Origin of the sequence: Altericroceibacterium indicum (genome assembly GCF_009828105.1) — a bacterium.
Lineage (GTDB): Bacteria > Pseudomonadota > Alphaproteobacteria > Sphingomonadales > Sphingomonadaceae > Altericroceibacterium > Altericroceibacterium indicum.
In genome coordinates this window covers 167,398-184,311 of sequence record NZ_WTYQ01000004.1, presented here as the reverse complement: position 1 = coordinate 184,311, position 16,914 = coordinate 167,398, and the positions used below count along the sequence as shown (strand labels likewise).

14 protein-coding genes, 1 tRNA gene and 1 pseudogene are annotated in these 16,914 nt (G+C 54.4%); 8 read left to right on the top strand and 8 right to left on the bottom strand.

What is annotated here, in order from left to right; translation table 11 throughout:
• The first annotated feature begins 106 nt into the window (after positions 1–106).
• From GRI39_RS11700 to GRI39_RS11690, 3 genes are read left to right on the top strand one after another with little or no spacing between them, the layout of a single operon-like run.
• Positions 107–1,573: a tryptophan halogenase family protein gene (locus tag GRI39_RS11700; protein ID WP_343033337.1), complete on the top strand. Its 1,467-nt coding sequence runs from the start codon at positions 107–109 to the stop codon at positions 1,571–1,573.
• Positions 1,570–2,937, top strand: a complete 1,368-nt coding sequence (locus GRI39_RS11695; RefSeq protein WP_160739903.1) for a tryptophan 7-halogenase — start codon at positions 1,570–1,572, stop codon at positions 2,935–2,937. Before GRI39_RS11700 ends, GRI39_RS11695 begins: the two co-directional genes overlap by 4 nt.
• Positions 2,934–4,445 (top strand): tryptophan halogenase family protein, encoded by a 1,512-nt coding sequence (locus GRI39_RS11690; protein WP_160739902.1) that lies wholly within the window; start codon positions 2,934–2,936, stop codon positions 4,443–4,445. Before GRI39_RS11695 ends, GRI39_RS11690 begins: the two co-directional genes overlap by 4 nt.
• Positions 4,446–4,463: 18 nt before the next feature.
• Here GRI39_RS11690 and GRI39_RS11685 read toward each other — a convergent pair whose 3' ends face one another.
• The 3 genes from GRI39_RS11685 to GRI39_RS11675 form a co-directional block, all read right to left on the bottom strand.
• Positions 4,464–6,992, bottom strand: a complete 2,529-nt coding sequence (locus GRI39_RS11685) for a glycoside hydrolase family 3 protein (RefSeq protein WP_160739901.1) — start codon at positions 6,990–6,992, stop codon at positions 4,464–4,466.
• A 308-nt stretch (positions 6,993–7,300) separates the two neighbouring features.
• Positions 7,301–8,539 (bottom strand): serine hydrolase domain-containing protein, encoded by a 1,239-nt coding sequence (locus tag GRI39_RS11680; protein WP_246205061.1) that lies wholly within the window; start codon positions 8,537–8,539, stop codon positions 7,301–7,303.
• A gap of 74 nt (positions 8,540–8,613) precedes the next feature.
• A complete protein-coding gene (locus GRI39_RS11675; RefSeq protein ID WP_160739900.1) occupies positions 8,614–9,270 on the bottom strand; it encodes a helix-turn-helix transcriptional regulator in 657 nt (218 codons plus the stop codon).
• A gap of 24 nt (positions 9,271–9,294) precedes the next feature.
• On the opposite strand from GRI39_RS11675, the gene GRI39_RS11670 reads away from it, so the two are divergent.
• Positions 9,295–9,723: a hypothetical protein gene (locus GRI39_RS11670; protein ID WP_160739899.1), complete on the top strand. Its 429-nt coding sequence runs from the start codon at positions 9,295–9,297 to the stop codon at positions 9,721–9,723.
• Positions 9,724–9,934: 211 nt separating this feature from the next.
• Here the strand turns inward: GRI39_RS11670 and GRI39_RS11665 are convergent, their stop codons facing one another.
• The 4 genes and pseudogenes from GRI39_RS11665 to GRI39_RS11650 all read right to left on the bottom strand — a co-directional run bounded on the left by GRI39_RS11665 (position 9,935) and on the right by GRI39_RS11650 (position 13,298).
• On the bottom strand, positions 9,935–10,432 hold the full coding sequence (locus GRI39_RS11665; protein WP_160739898.1) for a DUF8051 family protein: 498 nt from the start codon (positions 10,430–10,432) through the stop codon (positions 9,935–9,937).
• Positions 10,433–10,436: 4 nt separating this feature from the next.
• A complete protein-coding gene (locus GRI39_RS11660; protein ID WP_160739897.1) occupies positions 10,437–11,111 on the bottom strand; it encodes a TetR/AcrR family transcriptional regulator in 675 nt (224 codons plus the stop codon).
• 97 nt (positions 11,112–11,208) lie between these two features.
• Positions 11,209–12,627: pseudogene (locus GRI39_RS11655) on the bottom strand (aldehyde dehydrogenase family protein); the annotation flags it as partial.
• Positions 12,628–12,749: 122 nt separating this feature from the next.
• On the bottom strand, positions 12,750–13,298 hold the full coding sequence (locus tag GRI39_RS11650; protein ID WP_160739896.1) for a MarR family winged helix-turn-helix transcriptional regulator: 549 nt from the start codon (positions 13,296–13,298) through the stop codon (positions 12,750–12,752).
• A gap of 164 nt (positions 13,299–13,462) precedes the next feature.
• On the opposite strand from GRI39_RS11650, the gene GRI39_RS14835 reads away from it, so the two are divergent.
• The 3 genes from GRI39_RS14835 (at position 13,463) to GRI39_RS11635 (ending at position 15,452) form a co-directional block, all read left to right on the top strand.
• Positions 13,463–13,765, top strand: coding sequence for a LysR family transcriptional regulator (locus GRI39_RS14835; RefSeq protein WP_160740006.1), 303 nt, complete (start codon positions 13,463–13,465; stop codon positions 13,763–13,765).
• 32 nt (positions 13,766–13,797) lie between these two features.
• Positions 13,798–14,337 (top strand): hypothetical protein, encoded by a 540-nt coding sequence (locus GRI39_RS11640; RefSeq protein WP_160739895.1) that lies wholly within the window; start codon positions 13,798–13,800, stop codon positions 14,335–14,337.
• 191 nt (positions 14,338–14,528) lie between these two features.
• The gene (locus GRI39_RS11635; RefSeq protein ID WP_160740005.1) at positions 14,529–15,452 is read left to right on the top strand and encodes a formylglycine-generating enzyme family protein; all 924 of its coding nucleotides are present in this window, start codon (positions 14,529–14,531) and stop codon (positions 15,450–15,452) included.
• Between the two features lie 228 nt (positions 15,453–15,680).
• Here the strand turns inward: GRI39_RS11635 and GRI39_RS11630 are convergent.
• Positions 15,681–15,771 (bottom strand) — tRNA-Ser (locus GRI39_RS11630).
• Between the two features lie 147 nt (positions 15,772–15,918).
• Between GRI39_RS11630 and GRI39_RS11625 the strand changes: the two genes are divergently transcribed.
• Positions 15,919–16,908, top strand: coding sequence for a peptidylprolyl isomerase (locus tag GRI39_RS11625; RefSeq protein ID WP_160739894.1), 990 nt, complete (start codon positions 15,919–15,921; stop codon positions 16,906–16,908).
• Positions 16,909–16,914 lie beyond the last annotated feature (6 nt).

The following is a 16,914-nucleotide window of genomic DNA, read 5'->3' as shown; positions in this document are numbered from 1 at the left end:
TAACATTGATGTCCAGTGTAAGTTTGATGCTCGATTTGAAATTCATGTTACCACCGACCCGAATCCGGGAACTAAGCAGGATTGGCCCTAAGCTTTGTATAGAGTTGTGATCATTGGAGGGGGGACCGCAGGATGGATGACAGCCGCGGCCATATCTCGCCTTCTCGCGGGGAAAGTCAGCATTACGCTGGTTGAATCAGAACAGATCGGAATTGTCGGTGTTGGGGAGGCGACTCTCCCTCATATTCGCGCCTTCAATCAGAAGCTCGGCATTGATGAAGCAGAGTTCATGCGAACCACACAGGCCACATTCAAACTGGGTATCGAGTTTCGCAACTGGGGCCAGATTGGTGAAAGCTACATCCATCCTTTCGGCACATTTGGAGATGATGTGGAAGGTGTTGGGTTCCATCATTATCTCAACCGTGCAGGACGCATCCATGAACTTCAGCAGTTTTCGGTGCCTGTTATAGCAAGCCGGCAAGCCCGCTTTCAGCGCCCGGCGGATGATCCGCAATCGCTTCTGTCCACATTCGGTTATGCTTATCAATTTGATGCCACACGTTACGCCCCATATCTCAGGAGCAGGGCAGAAAAGTCAGGCGTAACCCGCATAGAAGGACGGATTTTAGAAGTAAGCCGCGACACTGAAAGCGGACATGTAACCAGCCTTCGCCTTGAAAATGACGATGTGATCCATGGCGACCTCTTCATCGACTGTTCCGGTTTCCGCTCCCTATTGCTGGGAGATGCAATGGCAGAGCCGTTTGAAGACTGGTCTGCATGGCTACCCTGTGACCGGGCGGTTGCCATGCCATGTGAACATCACGGCCCGCTCCTCCCCTATACCAGTGCCACAGCTATGCTTTCTGGCTGGCGCTGGCGCATCCCGTTGCAACATCGAACGGGCAATGGGTATGTCTACTCCAGCAAATTCACGGATGATGAGCGCGCGACCCAGGACCTGATCGCTGCGCTTGAAGGCAAGGCACTTGCTGAGCCGAGAATTCTGCGCTTCAAAGCAGGGCGGCGGCGGCGAAGCTGGGTCGGCAACGTGGTAGGCATCGGCCTTGCTGGCGGATTTCTTGAACCGCTCGAATCCACCAGCATCTATCTGATTCAACAGGCTATTACTGCATTGCTGGAGCTTTTTCCTGATGGAAGCCTGTCAGAGGTGGAACGGTGCGAATTCAACCGTATCGTCAATCTCGAATATGACCGGGTTCGGGATTTCCTGATCCTTCATTATCACGCAACCCAGCGCAATGATTCAGAGTTCTGGAACTATGTGCGGACAATGCCCATCCCCGCCAGCCTCGAAGAAAAGATCACCCTATTCAAGCAGCGCGGAAGGGTGATGCAATATCGTGAAGGCGCATTTCTCGAACCCAGCTGGATTGCAGTCTATCTCGGGCAAGGGATTGTCCCGCAATTTTATGACCAGCGGGCGGATGGCCCGGATGCAGCGACGCTAACCAATGCGATTGACGGGCTGCGTAATGAACTTCAGGCTACGGTGAACACTATGCCAGATCAGCGCGACTATCTGACAATGATCGGAGGCGTGGCATGAACGAGCGTTCTATCCGCACCGTAGCCGTGATTGGTGATGGCATTGCCGGGTGGCTTGCTGTCTGCGCCCTCGCCACACGCTTGCCCCATTGCTCTGTCGCCATCATTCGGGTCGAGAATATGCGCGAGGGCATGGCCGATCTGTTCGGTGCGACAACACCCGCAGCCAGCGAATTCCACAGTGATATCGGGTTGGATGAACAGCTCCTGCTTCGTCGTGCCGGAGCCGTAGCAAGACTGGGAACACGTTTCTCCGGTGCAGGATTTCCGGAACCAACTCTCCTTGGATATGATAGAGTTGGTGCAGGTATCGGAAGTGGCCATTTTGCGTCTGTCTGGCCCGAATTTCCCGATGTTGGGAGCTATGCCTCCTTCTCACCCGCAGCGCAACTGGCTGCCAATCGCAAATTGCCTTCCCAAGATCCGATATTCTCCACTGTTGGAGCCGGCCTGCAGCTTGATCCGCTGGGCTATCGCGCGTTTCTCGCTGCCTTTGGGCAGCATTGCGGCGTACGCATCGCCAAGGCACCGATGCAAAAGGCCAATATCGAGGGGCAGCGCATTGCCTCAATATCGTTGAGTGATGGGACTGAACTGCGCGCCGATCTTTATATCAATGCCGCGAATGGTGCTGCGAAGCTCTTTCCTGAATGGGGAGCTGAGCGCGAGGATTGGACACATTGGCTACCCTTCAGTCAAGTATCCATAGAGGAAGCGCCTCAGCATAGTGACACCATTGCGACCTGCGATAATTGTGAAGCCACTGCCGATGGCTGGCGCACGGAGACCGAACTGCCACGTGTCATTCGCAGGGCCAGAATTTGGGCCGGTGATGGGCACAGCAGCGCCCCCTTGTCCTTTCCGGCCGGGCGCGTGATCCAACCCTGGATTGGAAATGCCGTCAGCATCGGAGATGCGCATGGTATGATTTCTCCGATCGCTGCACTGCCCTTGCATATCCTCTACACACAAATTGATCGGATCATCGCGAGCTTGCCTGACAGGGAATATGCAAGATGCGAGATCGATTACTATAATCACGAAGCCAATGCCGAACTGGACCGGCTGCGTGATTTCGCGATTGCCCTGCACCTGCCCTGGCTGGAACGGCAGGAGTTACCGACCGAACTCACCGAGCTGATCTCGCTTTTTCGTGAACGAGGACGCATTTTGCTGCGCGATGGAGAAGGCTTCAGTCGCGACATATGGAGCACCTTGCTGTTTGGCCTTGGGTTTTCACCCAGGCGGTCAGACATGCTTGCAGTGGCGGCTCCTCCCGAGCATGTGCGGCAAGAGATGCGCCACTTCCTTGCCCAGCTTGAAGCAGCAACCCAAAGGGCACCGGTTCAGAAAGTCCAAAAATGACCCAGCAACCTATCCGGGAAATCATCATTGTTGGTGGTGGCACAGCAGGCTGGATGTCCGCCGCCGCGCTCAGCCGCTTTCTTCCGCGTCAACAGACCCGGATTCGTCTTGTTGAAAGTGAGGCAATCGGCACGGTCGGCGTAGGTGAAGCGACGATCCCAACGATACAGAGCTTCAATGCAATGCTGGGCATTGATGAAGATGCCTTCGTTGCCGCGACAGGGGCGACCTTCAAGCTAGGCATTCGCTTCACCGATTGGCGGAAGCGCGGGGAAACCTATTTCCATCCCTTCGGTCGGTTTGGGCATGATATGGAAGGGATGGATTTCCATAAGCTCTTTCTCAAATTGGCCCGTCAAAATCGCTGTGCTGACATTTGGCAATATGCCCCTAGTGCGGTGGCTGCAGCCGCCGGAAAGTTTGAAAGGCCGCATTCACCTGCCAAAACGCCTTTTGACCACCTGTCATACGCCTTCCATTTTGATGCCAGCCGCTATGCTCAGTTTCTGCGGCAATATGCTGAAGAGCACGGAGCCGAGCGGGTTGAAGGTAAGATCACACATGTCACAACGCATAGTGAGACTGGTTTTGTCGATCAGCTCACGCTGGCTGACGGACAAACCTTGAGCGCAGACCTATTCATCGACTGCTCAGGCTTTCGCGGGCTTTTGATCGAAGGCACTTTGGAAACCGGCTATGAGGATTGGAGCCATTGGCTTCCGTGTGATCGCGCGGTTGCTTTGCCGACGCAAAATGTCGGCAAGCCTGTGCCCTACACCCATGCCACCGCACGCGAAGCGGGTTGGCAATGGCACATTCCCTTGCAGCACCGCACAGGCAACGGCCTGGTCTATTCCAGTCGTTATATGGATGATGACCGCGCCGAAGCCTTGCTACTCAGCAACCTCAACGGGCAACCTCTTTCATCTCCGCGTAAACTGTCTTTTACGACAGGGCGCAGAAAATCTCTCTGGAACCGCAATGTTGTGGCTATCGGCCTTTCTGGTGGGTTTCTTGAGCCACTTGAATCCACTTCCATTCATTTGATTCAAACCGGGATAGCCAAACTGATTGCGCTGTTCCCGGACAAACGCTTTTTGCCAGTAGAAATGGCAGAATATAACCGCCTGATGCGAAACGCTTATGATGGAGTTCGTGACTTCATCATTCTGCATTATCACGCTACCCAGCGAAATGATTCCCCGTTTTGGGACCATGTCCGCACCATGTCAGTGCCTGACACTCTCACGCATAAAATGGAACTGTTCCGCTCAAAAGGGCGGTTTTTCCGCTTTGAAGACGAACTGTTTTCTACCCCGAATTGGGTAGCTGTCTTTCTCGGACAGGGTATTGTTCCCGAGGAACTTGATCAATTTGTCGATGCGCTGGATGATGACAAACTGGCGCATTCCTTCGAGGAAATGCGCCAGCTCATCCGCCAGAATGTGGCACGAATGCCGGACCAGTCCGAGTTCATTCGTCTTCACTGCGCGGCGCCAGAGGGCTGAGCCTCTGGCGCTAACAGTTTATTCAGCGCCGCATTTGTCCATCGGAATATCGACACTATCAAACCGGACATCAGAAATAGACATGGTCATCTTGCCGCCGGTGGAAAGCATGAACGGCATCAAAATGCTGTTCGGATCGATACCACGCTCAGCAAAACACTTAAGTGGGATTGCCAGCGAAGTCCAAGTATCGGTTGGCGCACTGCGCAGCAACCCGGCGATAGGCACTCTGGCCTGAACACCCTTATCATTGACCATTCCCAGTGATACGGCATCAGCAGGCTTCACACTCACGCGATATTCCAGAACGAGGCTCAATTCGCCGTTGGTTTCGCGCGAAATATCAATCGGCCGATTAGCTTCGATCTGAACAGCGGCCTCTTGTGTTCCCGACCAGATGAACTGACGTGAATCTTCTTGCGCACGCCGGTCAACACCGGTCATGCGTAAAGTGCCACCGGCAGTTTGAGCCGAGTTCGCCAGTGCCACAAGATCGCTTTGGCCCTTTTCAGTCAATGCAAGCGACCAGCCAGTAGGCAATTTACCCTTGGCAAACAGCGGCCCTTCAGCGCCGATATTCATACCTGCCGGACGAGTTTCATCCAGTTGCGGCAGGTCAGTGTGATCGGCATATGTGAGCCCGTAACCGAAAGCGAACAGCGGATCATAATTCGTGTCCCCGCGATTGAGTGAGAACTGATCAGGGCGTTTGGGCCAGGAGAACGAAAGCTTCCCATGGAAGTCGTATTCCGGCTTTCCATTCGGCTGTGCGAACAGAACATCCGCGACGCCGCCCCCTTCACTACCCGGCAGAAATGCTGCAACAAATGCATCAGAGGCATTGATATAGGAATTCACCCACATCGGACGCCCTGACAAAAACACCGCCACCACCGGGATATTTTGCGCTTTGAACTTCTTCAGCAGTTCAAGATTGGATTGATCTTCGGGAGAAAATTCCAGCGTTGGGCGATCCCCCATGAATTCCGCATAAGGCTCTTCACCAAATACAACAATTGCAGCATCGGGGCGGTTTTTGAAATTACCATCAGCGGCATACTCTGCCTGACCGCCAGCATCTTCGACCGTTTTTTCGATACCTGTCCAGATCGTTTCGGCATTGGGGAATGCCGATGCCGGAACACCCGTGCCCTGCCAGCTGATCGACCAACCGCCAGCTTGCTGGGCGATGCTATCAGCCGCCTTGCCCGCCACGAGGATTTTCGCCTGTGGTTTCAGTGGCAGGACATGTCCGTTATTCTTCAGCAAAACCAACGATTCCCGCACCGCACGGCGGGCAATATCGCGATGCTCCGGAGCCCCGATCAGATCAAACTTGCCGGCATATTGGCGTTCAGAAGGTCTGGCTTCGTCAAACAGGCCTGCGAGAAACTTCACACGCAATATGCGGCGCACAGCATCATCGAGACGATCCGGTTTGATCTCCCCACTTTGAGCTTGCTTCAGCGTATTGTGATAGAGCGCCTTCCAATCACCTGAGACCATGAACATATCCAGGCCATTATTGATCGCGGCAGCACAACTGGTCACCGTGCATCCTGGCACCTGTGCATGGGCGTTCCAGTCACCCACCACAAAGCCTGCAAAGCCCATCTGGCCTTTGAGCACATCAGTAACCAGGGACTTATTGTCCAGAATCTTACGACCATTCCAGCTTGAAAAGCTGGTCATAACAGTCAGCGTTCCCGCCTTCAGCGCAGGCGGGTAACCGGCATTGTGAATGTCGCGCAATTCGGTTTCGGAGACTCTTGTGTCTCCCTGATCCTTACCGCCAGTGCCGCCATCGCCCAGAAAGTGCTTTGCCGTCGCAATGACATGGCCCGGTGACATAAACTGGCTGGTGCCGACCTTGCCTTGCAACCCCGTTACTACTTTACCCGCGTAAGAGGCGACAATCGCCGGATCTTCGGAATAGCTTTCATAGGTCCGCCCCCAGCGATCATCCTGCGTCACCGCCAGCGTTGGGGCGAAGCTCCAGTCCAGCCCGGCAGCCGCTGTTTCAATTGCGGTTACCTGACCGATTTCCTCCATCAATTCTGGATCGCGCGCAGCACCCAGGCCAATATTATGCGGAAACAGCGTCGCACCGACGATATTGTTATTCCCATGGACCGCATCAGTCCCCCAGATAAGCGGGATCTTCGGCCTGCCATCACTGCGTTCCAGAGCAGCATCATAATAAGCATCTGCCGCCTTCAGCCATTTTTCAGGTGGCGCAAATTCGTCATTCTCTGGCGCAGAATTCCCGCCATTCAAAACCGAGCCAAGCTTATAGGTTTTGAGATCATCGGGCTGTATCGTGGCAATATCGGCTTGAATGAGCTGCCCAACCTTATCCTCCAGAGACATCCGTGCCATGATGTCACTGATCTTTGCTTCCACCGCAGGGTTAAGTGCTGGTGTCATAGCGACACGGGGCCAAGCACCCGCATGAGCATGAGCCGAAGCATTTTCAATGGGTTGCGACGTTGCAGCGCAGGCTGATAGCGCTGTCAATGATCCGAATGCCAATAACCTCTTAAGCATATTTCCTCCCCCAATTTAGGCTGAAAAGCAGTGCTTATGCGCAAACAGAATGCTGCTCACACAACTAACCACTGTCTATGTTCTCGGTGAATTTATGCTCACTATTCGCATTCGTCTAGCCCATTGTGAAACTGGAACAGATCGTGAGCCAATTTCAGGTGCGGCTCTGGTTCAGCCTCGTATAAGGGCGGGTAACACCAGAGCGAAGGCTACATCATTCTGCTTGGCCAAACAGATGAACGGCTGCGAATCCAATATAGATCCGCAGCCGCCCAGCCTTTCCATTACCTTATGGCCTTGGTGCTATATCATTGCGGCGACCAAGCCGAAGCCGCTGCCAAAAAGGCCGATGTTTCGTCCGAGGCTTCCATATTGCCTGGTGGGAAATAGCTGAGCTTAACCACAACAGTTTCGCTCCGGGGATCAACGTAGATATACTGCCCTTGAAGACCAAGGGCGGAATAGGCCCCGCCGCCGAAAGTCCACCATTGCATACCATATCCGCCCACTCCGTTGCCTTCAGTGGGCGCAGTAGAAAGGGCCACCCATTCAGGCGAAACGATCTGATGGCCATTGGCGCGACCGCCCTGCATCATCATCAAGCCCACACGGGCAAAATCCCGCAATGTGGCATTGAAGCCTGCGCCGTTAAATTCTCGTCCGACACCGGGCGGCCCATCCATAATGAAGAAGCCATTGCGTTCAGCCCCAAGCGGTTCCCACAGATGCTGGGTCATATATCCAGCAATCGTGTTGCCGCCACTGACACGCTCCAGCAACCAGCCCAAAACCGCGGTATCGAGCGTCTTATACTGGAAGACTTCGCCAGGTTTATGCAACCGCTTGATGGTTCGGGCGGGATCAACAAAGCGTGCCACGTTTTTCACCAAAGCATTGATATGATTCTGCGCCGCCGCACCCGGATTGGCAAAATCATAACGCTCTTCATAATCGACACCTGACCGCATTTGCAGGATCTGCCGGATCGTGACGCCTTCATAGCCACCCCCCTTCAATTCAGGCAAATAGGTATCGATTGGATCATCAAGAGACTTGATCCGCCCTTCCTGCAGCGCAACGCCGATGAGAATGGACGTCAAGGATTTGGTCATCGACCATCCGATGAAGCGGGTCTGCGCATCGCTATTATTGCGATAATTCTCATAGACGATGTGGCCATGCTTCATGACCAGCAACGCATTGGTATAGGTACGATCCAGAAATTGCTCTGGAGTGTAAGTTTTACCTTTATAATCATATGTGAAATCAAGAGTATGATCTTCACGAGGCAAGTTCCATACCGGGCCTGAACGTGGCACCTGCCGTGTCGTAAACAGGATATCCATGCTGCGGAAAGTGAGCGCGTTTACATCAGCGTCATTCATCACCCAGCGCAATTGCTGGATGGCCACCGGCACTTCCGACGGTGCCCCTGCAGTGAGTTGTGGCGGCAATTCGGTTTGCGCACTTGCTGGCGGCGCACCTATCATGAATGCCGTCAGCGCTATTGCCTGTAGCACCCGGCGTCTCAGGTTCTTTTGACCCATCATTTGTTCCTCCCAAAAACAAGCTGAGCTTATGGGGCGCAATTCACAAGCATAAGTCCCAAATGGTATATGCGTTAAAGCAGGTCGTGCAGCCGTGACGCTTTCGGATAATGCAGAGAGGGAGTCAGAACAGAGTGAAACATCTTGCGGATCAGATCGGTTTGCCTTCGAGACCCGGTTTTCGACAAAACCTGTTTTAACTGATTGCGCGCACTCCCTTCGGCTATACCACGCTCATCGGCATAATCCTTGATCGTACTGCCAGCCAATAGGGCGGCAGCCACCCGCCCTTCAGCCTGTGTCAAAGCGAACAATTCTGCCAGATGCAGAGGGTCAGCACTTTTGGGCATATCAGGCTGTGCGAGGATCAGCAGAAAGCGCCTGGCCCATTCTTCTTCATGATTGGGAAGTGGCAATATTCTGATCTGCAGCTCTTCAGCCCCTCCCCTATCCAATACGATCGTTTGGGAGGTAGAGGCAGCATCTTCAACCATAGCCGGTTGGCATAACGCTTTGAGTTTATTGTGCGCTACCTGATCACTCAAAGTGACATGCTGGTCACGGCTGACAAAATGCGCTGAACCATTAACAAGGTGGCGCCCTTCCGCATTCGCCCAATCCAGCGCGAGGTTTTCATCACATATCAGCAAACCGAATGTCAGCGCATCCAGCACACCGCATAGTCGTGCTTTCTGATTTCGGTTTTGTTCTATCTCAAGCGAAAGGTTCATCGCCCTTTCGAGATGAGGTGCCAATTGGCTAAGGTAGTCATAGGCGCTTCTGCCAAACCCCTGCCCATCGCCATATTCTCTGTGGAGAATCAAACAGCATGGGTCTCCTGCATCATTTCTGAGGCCAAGCGTCAGGGATTCTCCAAAGCCAATGCTCCGCAAACGGTCCTGCAACGCGCGGTATTCTTTGCAACTGGATTCAAAGCGATCACTGTCCCGGACAATTTCCCGCGAGGCAACTTGCGGTGTGTAATCCAAGTTCAACCTTGGATTGGAATCGTTGTTCACAATCCGATCATGCTCATTGGCATGTTGCTCGGAAAAACTGTCTCGCACGGTCCATATCTGATGCAGCTTTCTGTTATGGCGTCGAAAAATCTGAAAGGCCGCATTGCGGACTCCCAGGTCGGCACAGAGCTTATCCATTACCAACCGCCATTTATCCGGCCGTGATGGGCACGCATAAAGGTCCAGCAATATATCCGCGTTGAAGGCTGCCATATACCCTACCCCCCCTTGCTCCGCTTCGACTGCTTTATTCTTACCCGACAAAGCTATCCGAAGAACGCCAGATTATCCGCTTTTGAACGGCTGACAAGCTCGGTCATTTTCAATCTCATCCGATAGTGTCCCTCCATCTGCCTACTTGCTTTCGAAATCCGCGCTAACCTCCCATCGCGGATTTGGTTGCGAAGGCGACAATGATGAGCGCCAGAAGAACCAGCCCAAGGATGATCGGTTTAGGTAAGGACGGCGTGTCAGACAGTTCCGAATTCGTCGTGGCGCGCCGAGATAGAACAAGCGAGGTAGCAGCCAGAGCAATACCAAGCCCCGTACCGATCCATTCCAGCGTAGTGAGGAGCGCCGACATCGGGTTGGGTGTCACGGGGAAAATACGGCCGAGATCAAGTAGGTAAACACCGATAAAGGCCAGGCCTGCAAGCACAGACCAATTATATCCTTTGCCTGCTTTCGTAACGCTATAGGCAAGCACAAAACTGCCCAAGCCAAGTATCGTCAGAAACACATTGAAAGCACCCAACACAATGGAGGGGTACGCGCTGAAATCTCGCGTTTCAACGAAGCCGCCGGGAATCATGAGTGACAAATTCAAGGCCGATGCCACCAGAAGTGTGGAGGTAAAGAGGCGGAATGCGGGCATTTGATTAGTCCTTGAATGGTGTAGGATTCTGAGATGGAACGCAGTCATGTTTGCTGGGCGCGAGCATGTCCCTGAACAAACTGAACACGCTGTGATTGAGCTTCAGGGCATCATGCGGGCTGAGTTCCTGAGCATTCATGGCAAACCAGCGGTCTGCTTCACGCATTGACGCAAATGCCATATCTGTGAGCAAGGGAAGTGGCAGATCCGTGCGAATGGCACCGATTGCTTGCCCGGCGTCGATCACTTTCTGAAGCCGAATATGAAGAGCTTCAAGCAGATCGGTAATGGCTTCCTGTGCCGCCGCTTCCCGGTAAATGCCGCGCCCCAATTCAGCGAGATGATCGTTTTCCTTAAAAACCAGCGTCACATTGCCAAAGAGCGCCGCAATCTGTTGCCAGTAATGGTCAACGGAATTTGCCTGAACTGGCCGTGCATCAATTAAATCAGCCAGCTTCGTAATGGCTCGCTCAATAACCGCGCGATAGAGTTCACCCTTATCCGCGAAATAATAATAGGCCTGCCCTTTACTCAAGGCTGCACGTGCCAAAATCCCATTCAACGATGCGCCCTTGAACCCGAAAGCTCTGAATTCGTCTTCCGCGATATCAAGCCAGTCCGCCCTCTGCTGATCGGGAAGTTGCCGAAATCTTTCGCGCGCCTGAAGCCGCTGATCCATGAAGCGATCCCTGCATTGAGTGAAGTCACTTAGACATCATTAGACCACTGGTCTAATGATGTCTATAAAGCAGATATTCGTCCTTTAACGGAAGCCTCTAGTTGATCGTACGATTATTGCACCAAGGTCTGCCACTCGGCCGAAGCAACCGAGCAACAGCTCTTGCAAATGCCCCGAAATTACATCTTTGAAAAATTATAGATCTTGATGCTCGCACAGGCCGCGAGCCCCTCGATGCCAAATTCCACCCCCATGCTCGAATAGCGCGCGACGCCGAAGGGAATATGCGGCGCCACTTCGCCATGCTTGTTGAGGTAGACCGTCCCGGCGACCAGTCGCTCGGCAACCGCGCGGCCCTTTCGGCGCCCTTGGTCCAGACCGAAGCCGCAAGATCGACATCGAGGCTGTTCGCCTGCCGGATCGCATCGTCGACATCGGTAAAGCGGATGATCGGCAAGAGCGGGCCGAACTGCTCCTCCTTGACGCAAGCCATGCCTTCCTTCGCATCTGCGACCAGCGTGATCGGGAAGAAGAACCCTGCCCCGCCCCGTGCGGAGCCGCCTGTCAGCACCCGGCCGCCTTCCTCAGGAGCCGACGCCGCGAGCCGTGAAACTTTCTCGAACTGCATCGCGTTCTGCACCGGGCCGAGCACGTTGGTCTCATCAAGGCCCTCGCCCATCGGGACCGCATTGGCGAGTTCGGTCAGCGCCGCGCAAACCTCGTCGTAGACATCGTCGTGGACGTAAAGCCGCTTGAGGGCGGCGCAGGTCTGGCCGTTGTTGAGGAAAGCGCCCCAAAAGATTCCCTCCGCCACGGCCTTGGCATCGACATCTGGCAGAACGATACCAGCGTCGTTGCCGCCCATTTCGAGCGTCAGCTTCTTCAGCGTGGGGGCTGCTGCGGCCATGATCTTCTTGCCGGTCGCGGTGGAGCCGGTGAACATGATCTTGTCGATATCGGGGTGGGTCGTCATCGCTTCGCCAACGCCCGCGCCATCGGCCACCACGCTGAGCAAACCGTCCGGCAATTCGCGCGCCAGCAGCTCTACCATCCGCAGCGTGGAGAGCGTGGTATAGGGCGAAGGCTTGATGACCACGGCATTGCCCGCCCGGATCGCGGGGGCGATGTACCAGATCGCGATCAGGAGAGGCTAGTTCCACGGAGTGATGGAGCCAACCACACCGACTGGCACATAGTGCTGCTCCACACGTGCTGCTTCGTCATCCTGAATCACCTTCACCGGCAGCGACATGTCGGCGGTCGCACCCATCCATGCCGCGCATCCGCCCAGCTCGAATTCGGAGCCGATACCCTTCAGCGGCTTGCCCTGCTCACGGGTCAACAGACGGGCAAGTTCGCCACTGTTCTGGGTGATGACGGCGGCCAGCTTGCGGCACGCTTCGGCATGCACCTCATCGGGCTGGCTGCCCCAATCAGCTTGTGCCCGTTTTGCAGCGGCGACGGCGCGATCCACATCGGCTGCCGTGCCCACCGGCGCCAAGCCGATCAGATCGCCGGTTGCGGGATTTCCCGTCTACTGTATCGTCAATTCAATCTGGTCAATCTGGGCCATCTGGCAGCATGGCAGACACCTAAGGGTATCTATCGCCGCATCGGAAGGATGGCAGAACAGCTCAATCATTCCTCTGCCAAAAGATCCATGGCTTCGATCTTACGCAGGAGTCCGAGCAACTCCTCAACTCTATCGCTCCCTATTTCGCGGATAATCGCCGCGTTGTGACGCTCGGCGCGCGCGCTCAACTCCGCCAGGATCTCCTCGCCCTCAACCGTCAGCTGAAGGGCTTTGCGCCGACGATCCACTTTATCGCCGTCCCGTGTCAGCCAGCCGCGCACGACCAGTTTCTGCACCGCACGCGAGACCTTGCTCTTATCGAGCACAGTGCGCTCCACGATCTCCTGCGAGTTGATCGGCCCATAGAGCCCGACATTGAACAGGACGCGCCATTCCACCCGCGTGATATCATATTTGGCAGTATAGATTTCAGGGAACTTCTGGGAACTTCGCTCTGTCGCTTGGTAGAGGCGATAGGGCAGGAACTCTTCGAGATTGAACATGGTAGCGTCCTCATTGATCTGGCTGATCCGCTCTGGCTTTCCGGCAAGGAAGTCGAGAGGGTGACGCTCTTGGCGTAGTTCCTCTTGCAACTCTGCTTGCCATCTCGTCAACACGATCAGCCTACTCCTGCGGCCCATTTCTACACTCTGAATATACAGACTGGGACAGACCTCAGCGCAACCATGGCAGCACCTGTAGAACATCCCGCAAGCGCATTCCTGAGCGGCGCTAAATTTTCCGTGATGCATCGCTCAAGAGTCGATTAATCTAATCTATTCTCTTCTCTTCTGTAACTGTTGCAATCGCGACTATTGCAAGATGCGGTAGTTTTCGCAAAGCAGCTGATGAGCTGAATATTAGCGAAGCGCCGGTCAGCAAGCAGATGAAGGCATTGGAAACCGCTTGCGGTTATCTCTTATTCGAGAGGAAACGGGGCCGATCTGTCGAACCTTCAGCTCAGGGAAACAGCATCCTGAACGTGGCGAAACAGACGTTGTCATTGCAGGAAAAGTTGCAGGCTGACCTTGAATCCGCCGCCCTGCCCCGCCGCCAAAATTGGTCATTCGCTCTTTCCTGATGGAATCTTTCATCCGCCCCAATCTGGCAAGATTGCAAGAAGCGGGCTGGCCCAAGGCAGCATCCTTCACCACCGTCGAAACGGCCAGTGAGATCTTTTCTCTCCTGGAGCGCGATGCCAATACCTTTGCCTTCTTGCGAGGAGGGGCCCAAGAACGCAAAGGCCTGACTTTTTCCTATCTCAAGGAAAGCAACGCTTCGATCTTTGCTCCCAAAGAAGTGGGCCAAAAGATCCGGTTGAGCTTATTGAAAGAGGATGAAATTCCTTTCATCACCCCTCAGTCCAATCTTGAAGTAAACGGATTTTCGATCAAAGCTTTACAGGAAACTGAGAACGACGCGCCACTCATCATCCTAACCCCTGTTTTTATCGACCAGCTCATCGATGAATCGATCAGGCGGCAGGCAAAAATATTTATATTCGATGATCACGTTGCAGAGGCCGTGCCGGAGGGGCGCCTCGAAGTGATCAAACCGAAGGCCAAAGCGTATTGGCTCATCCTTGCCTCTCGCAGCGACGCCGAGCCAGAGCTTCGCGACATGCTGGTCAATGCTTTCAAAGCGGTTATCTGATAAAATGAACAGGCCATCAGCAGCTTGCCAACTTCAGGCTGTTTCTGGCAGGTGCGTTATCCGCGATTGAGCGGAAGCCGCGCGGCTAGCGCTTCGGAATGGATTGGCTCCACTCACCATAGATCGGAGAAAAAGGAAGTTCCGTGGCAAAAACCTCCCATCGCTCACGTGCATCAGACCTGCCAGCGGGCATGATCTGCATTCCTGCGGGTACTTTCACAATGGGTTCAGAGCGCTTCTACCCTGAGGAAAAACCGCTGCGGCGGGTTTCAGTGAGTGCCTTTGCAATCGACGAGACACCGGTCACCAACCGTGCCTTCGCGGCGTTTGTTGAAGCGACCGGTCATATGACCTTTGCTGAGATTGCCCCGGATCCGAGAGATTACCCCGGCATGTCGCCCGATATGGCGATCCCCGGATCGCTTGTGTTCAAGAAAACTGAAACACCAGTCGATACATCGAACCCCTATCTGTGGTGGGAATTCCGCTTCGGGGCGAATTGGCGTTATCCGTTAGGCCCTGAGCAAACAATTGAGGATCTCGACTTGTGGGATCACCCAGTCGTCCACGTGACCTATTCCGATGCTCTCGCCTATGCCAAATGGGTAAAAAAAGACCTCCCCACCGAAGCAGAGTATGAATATGCGGCGCGCGGTGGCCTGGAGGGCGCCGAATATGCTTGGGGCGATGAACTCCAGCCCGACGGCAAGATGCTGGCCAACTACTGGCAGGGCGTGTTCCCTTATTCCAATACGCTGGACGACGGGTGGGAGCGGACCTCTCCGGTCGGCACTTATGACGCCAATGGTTATGGCGTTTATGATATGATCGGCAACACATGGGAGTGGACCAAGGACTGGTGGACAGAAAATCCACGCCCGATGACCAAAAAGAAGGCAGGGGCCTGCTGTACGATCAAAGACCCACGCGGCGGCCTGATGAAGGAAAGCTTCGATTCTGCCCAACCAGAGGTAAAAATCGGCCGCAGGGTTCTCAAAGGCGGCTCGCACCTGTGTGCAGCCAATTATTGCCAACGTTACCGCCCGGCTGCACGCCATGCCCAGATGGTCGACAGCTCAACCTCGCACATCGGTTTCCGCTGCGTGGTGAGATAAGCGAGTGCTGTCAGTCTCACCGCCACTCGTCTCCGACCAACGAATCGTGTCGGCTCTTTCGCAAACCCTTCGAAAATCTGGAAAAACGGCGGCATAACAGGCTGCGAAACACCTACTCTCCTGCTGTTCTCAGAGTATGTCATCTATGGCCGGAACGACGGATTTCCAACACCGAAAACACTACGGCTTTCAATTCACTGGAGGATATGAAGGTCAGAAATCTTAAAGTGGCGGAGCGGGTGGGATTCGAACCCACGATAGGCTTTTGACCTATACACACTTTCCAGGCGTGCGCCTTCGACCACTCGGCCACCGCTCCGCAAACCCTCGGGATGAGGGGTGGCCACTAGCGGGAGCGGAGGAGAACCGCAAGCCATGCTGAACACTTTCTCGCAAGTTTTGTGAAATTTTTATTGGCCGCACTCGGCAATTGCCGCTTTCTCATTCGGATGACATGATGACAGCCATGACTATTCTTAACCCGGCGCGCTTGCGCATTTTTACTTCCGCTGCCATGAGTGCGGCCCTGTGCCTCACCACTGCAGGCCCGGTTTTCGCACAAATCAGCACTGATGTGACCCCGGATGAAATCATAGAAGAAGCGCCGGTCAATGTCTGGCGGCCGATACCAGCCGATCAATTGCTGGTGATGAAATTGGCACCAGATGCCAATGGTGCCAACCGTGACATCATCATTCAGCTTGTTCCTCAGCCTTATTCGGCCGGTTGGGTCCGCAATATTCGCAAGCTCGCCCATGCCCATTGGTGGGATGGCACCAGCGTAAACCGTGTGGTCGATAATTGGGTGACTCAATGGGGTGATGCCTCTGAAGCCAAGCCTCTTCCTGCTACGCTCGAAACCGTGCCGGAAAGCGATTATGCTGCTATGTTGAAGGCGTCAGATGAGCCCAATGCTCCGGCCAATTGCACGGATAGTTCACCGCAAGCCATGTGCGATAATTATGCTCCGGTAGCGCAGATCATTGATGGCTGGCCATTGGCAAGCGATGGCACAACCCGCTGGCCGGTTCATTGCTATGCCTCTGTCGGTGTCGGGCGCGAAAATCTGCCGGATACAGGTTCAGGTGCAGAATTATATGCAGCCATTGGGCACGCCCCTCGCCAGCTTGACCGCAACACTGCGGTTGTCGGGCGCGTGATTGAAGGAATTGAATATCTCTCCGCCCTGCCCCGTGGCACGGGTGAGATGGGGTTTTACGCTGAGGGGCAGAACAAAGTGCCGATTGTGTCGATCCGTCTCGCCTCGGATTTGCCCGCTACTGAACAGCCGCATTTTGAATATATGGCCAGCGATAGCGACAATTTTGCCCGATATTACGCTTCTCGTGCCAACCGAAAGGACAGCTTTTATCGCGCTTCTGCTGGCGGTGTGGATGTGTGCAATGTGAAAGTGCCGATCCGCCACGCGCCACCATCTGGCGCAGGCAAAAAATAGAATAGA

Excerpts from the sequence above, each read along its gene's own strand:
- GRI39_RS11695 (WP_160739903.1), top strand. The coding sequence starts at position 1,570 with ATGAACGAGCGTTCTATCCGCACCGTAGCCGTGATTGGTGATGGCATT.
- GRI39_RS11690 (WP_160739902.1), top strand. The coding sequence starts at position 2,934 with ATGACCCAGCAACCTATCCGGGAAATCATCATTGTTGGTGGTGGCACA.
- GRI39_RS11685 (WP_160739901.1), bottom strand. The coding sequence starts at position 6,992 with ATGCTTAAGAGGTTATTGGCATTCGGATCATTGACAGCGCTATCAGCC.
- GRI39_RS11680 (WP_246205061.1), bottom strand. The coding sequence starts at position 8,539 with ATGGGTCAAAAGAACCTGAGACGCCGGGTGCTACAGGCAATAGCGCTG.
- GRI39_RS11675 (WP_160739900.1), bottom strand. The coding sequence starts at position 9,270 with ATGAACCTTTCGCTTGAGATAGAACAAAACCGAAATCAGAAAGCACGA.
- GRI39_RS11665 (WP_160739898.1), bottom strand. The coding sequence starts at position 10,432 with ATGCCCGCATTCCGCCTCTTTACCTCCACACTTCTGGTGGCATCGGCC.
- GRI39_RS11660 (WP_160739897.1), bottom strand. The coding sequence starts at position 11,111 with ATGGATCAGCGGCTTCAGGCGCGCGAAAGATTTCGGCAACTTCCCGAT.
- GRI39_RS11635 (WP_160740005.1), top strand. The coding sequence starts at position 14,529 with ATGATCTGCATTCCTGCGGGTACTTTCACAATGGGTTCAGAGCGCTTC.
- GRI39_RS11625 (WP_160739894.1), top strand. The coding sequence starts at position 15,919 with ATGACTATTCTTAACCCGGCGCGCTTGCGCATTTTTACTTCCGCTGCC.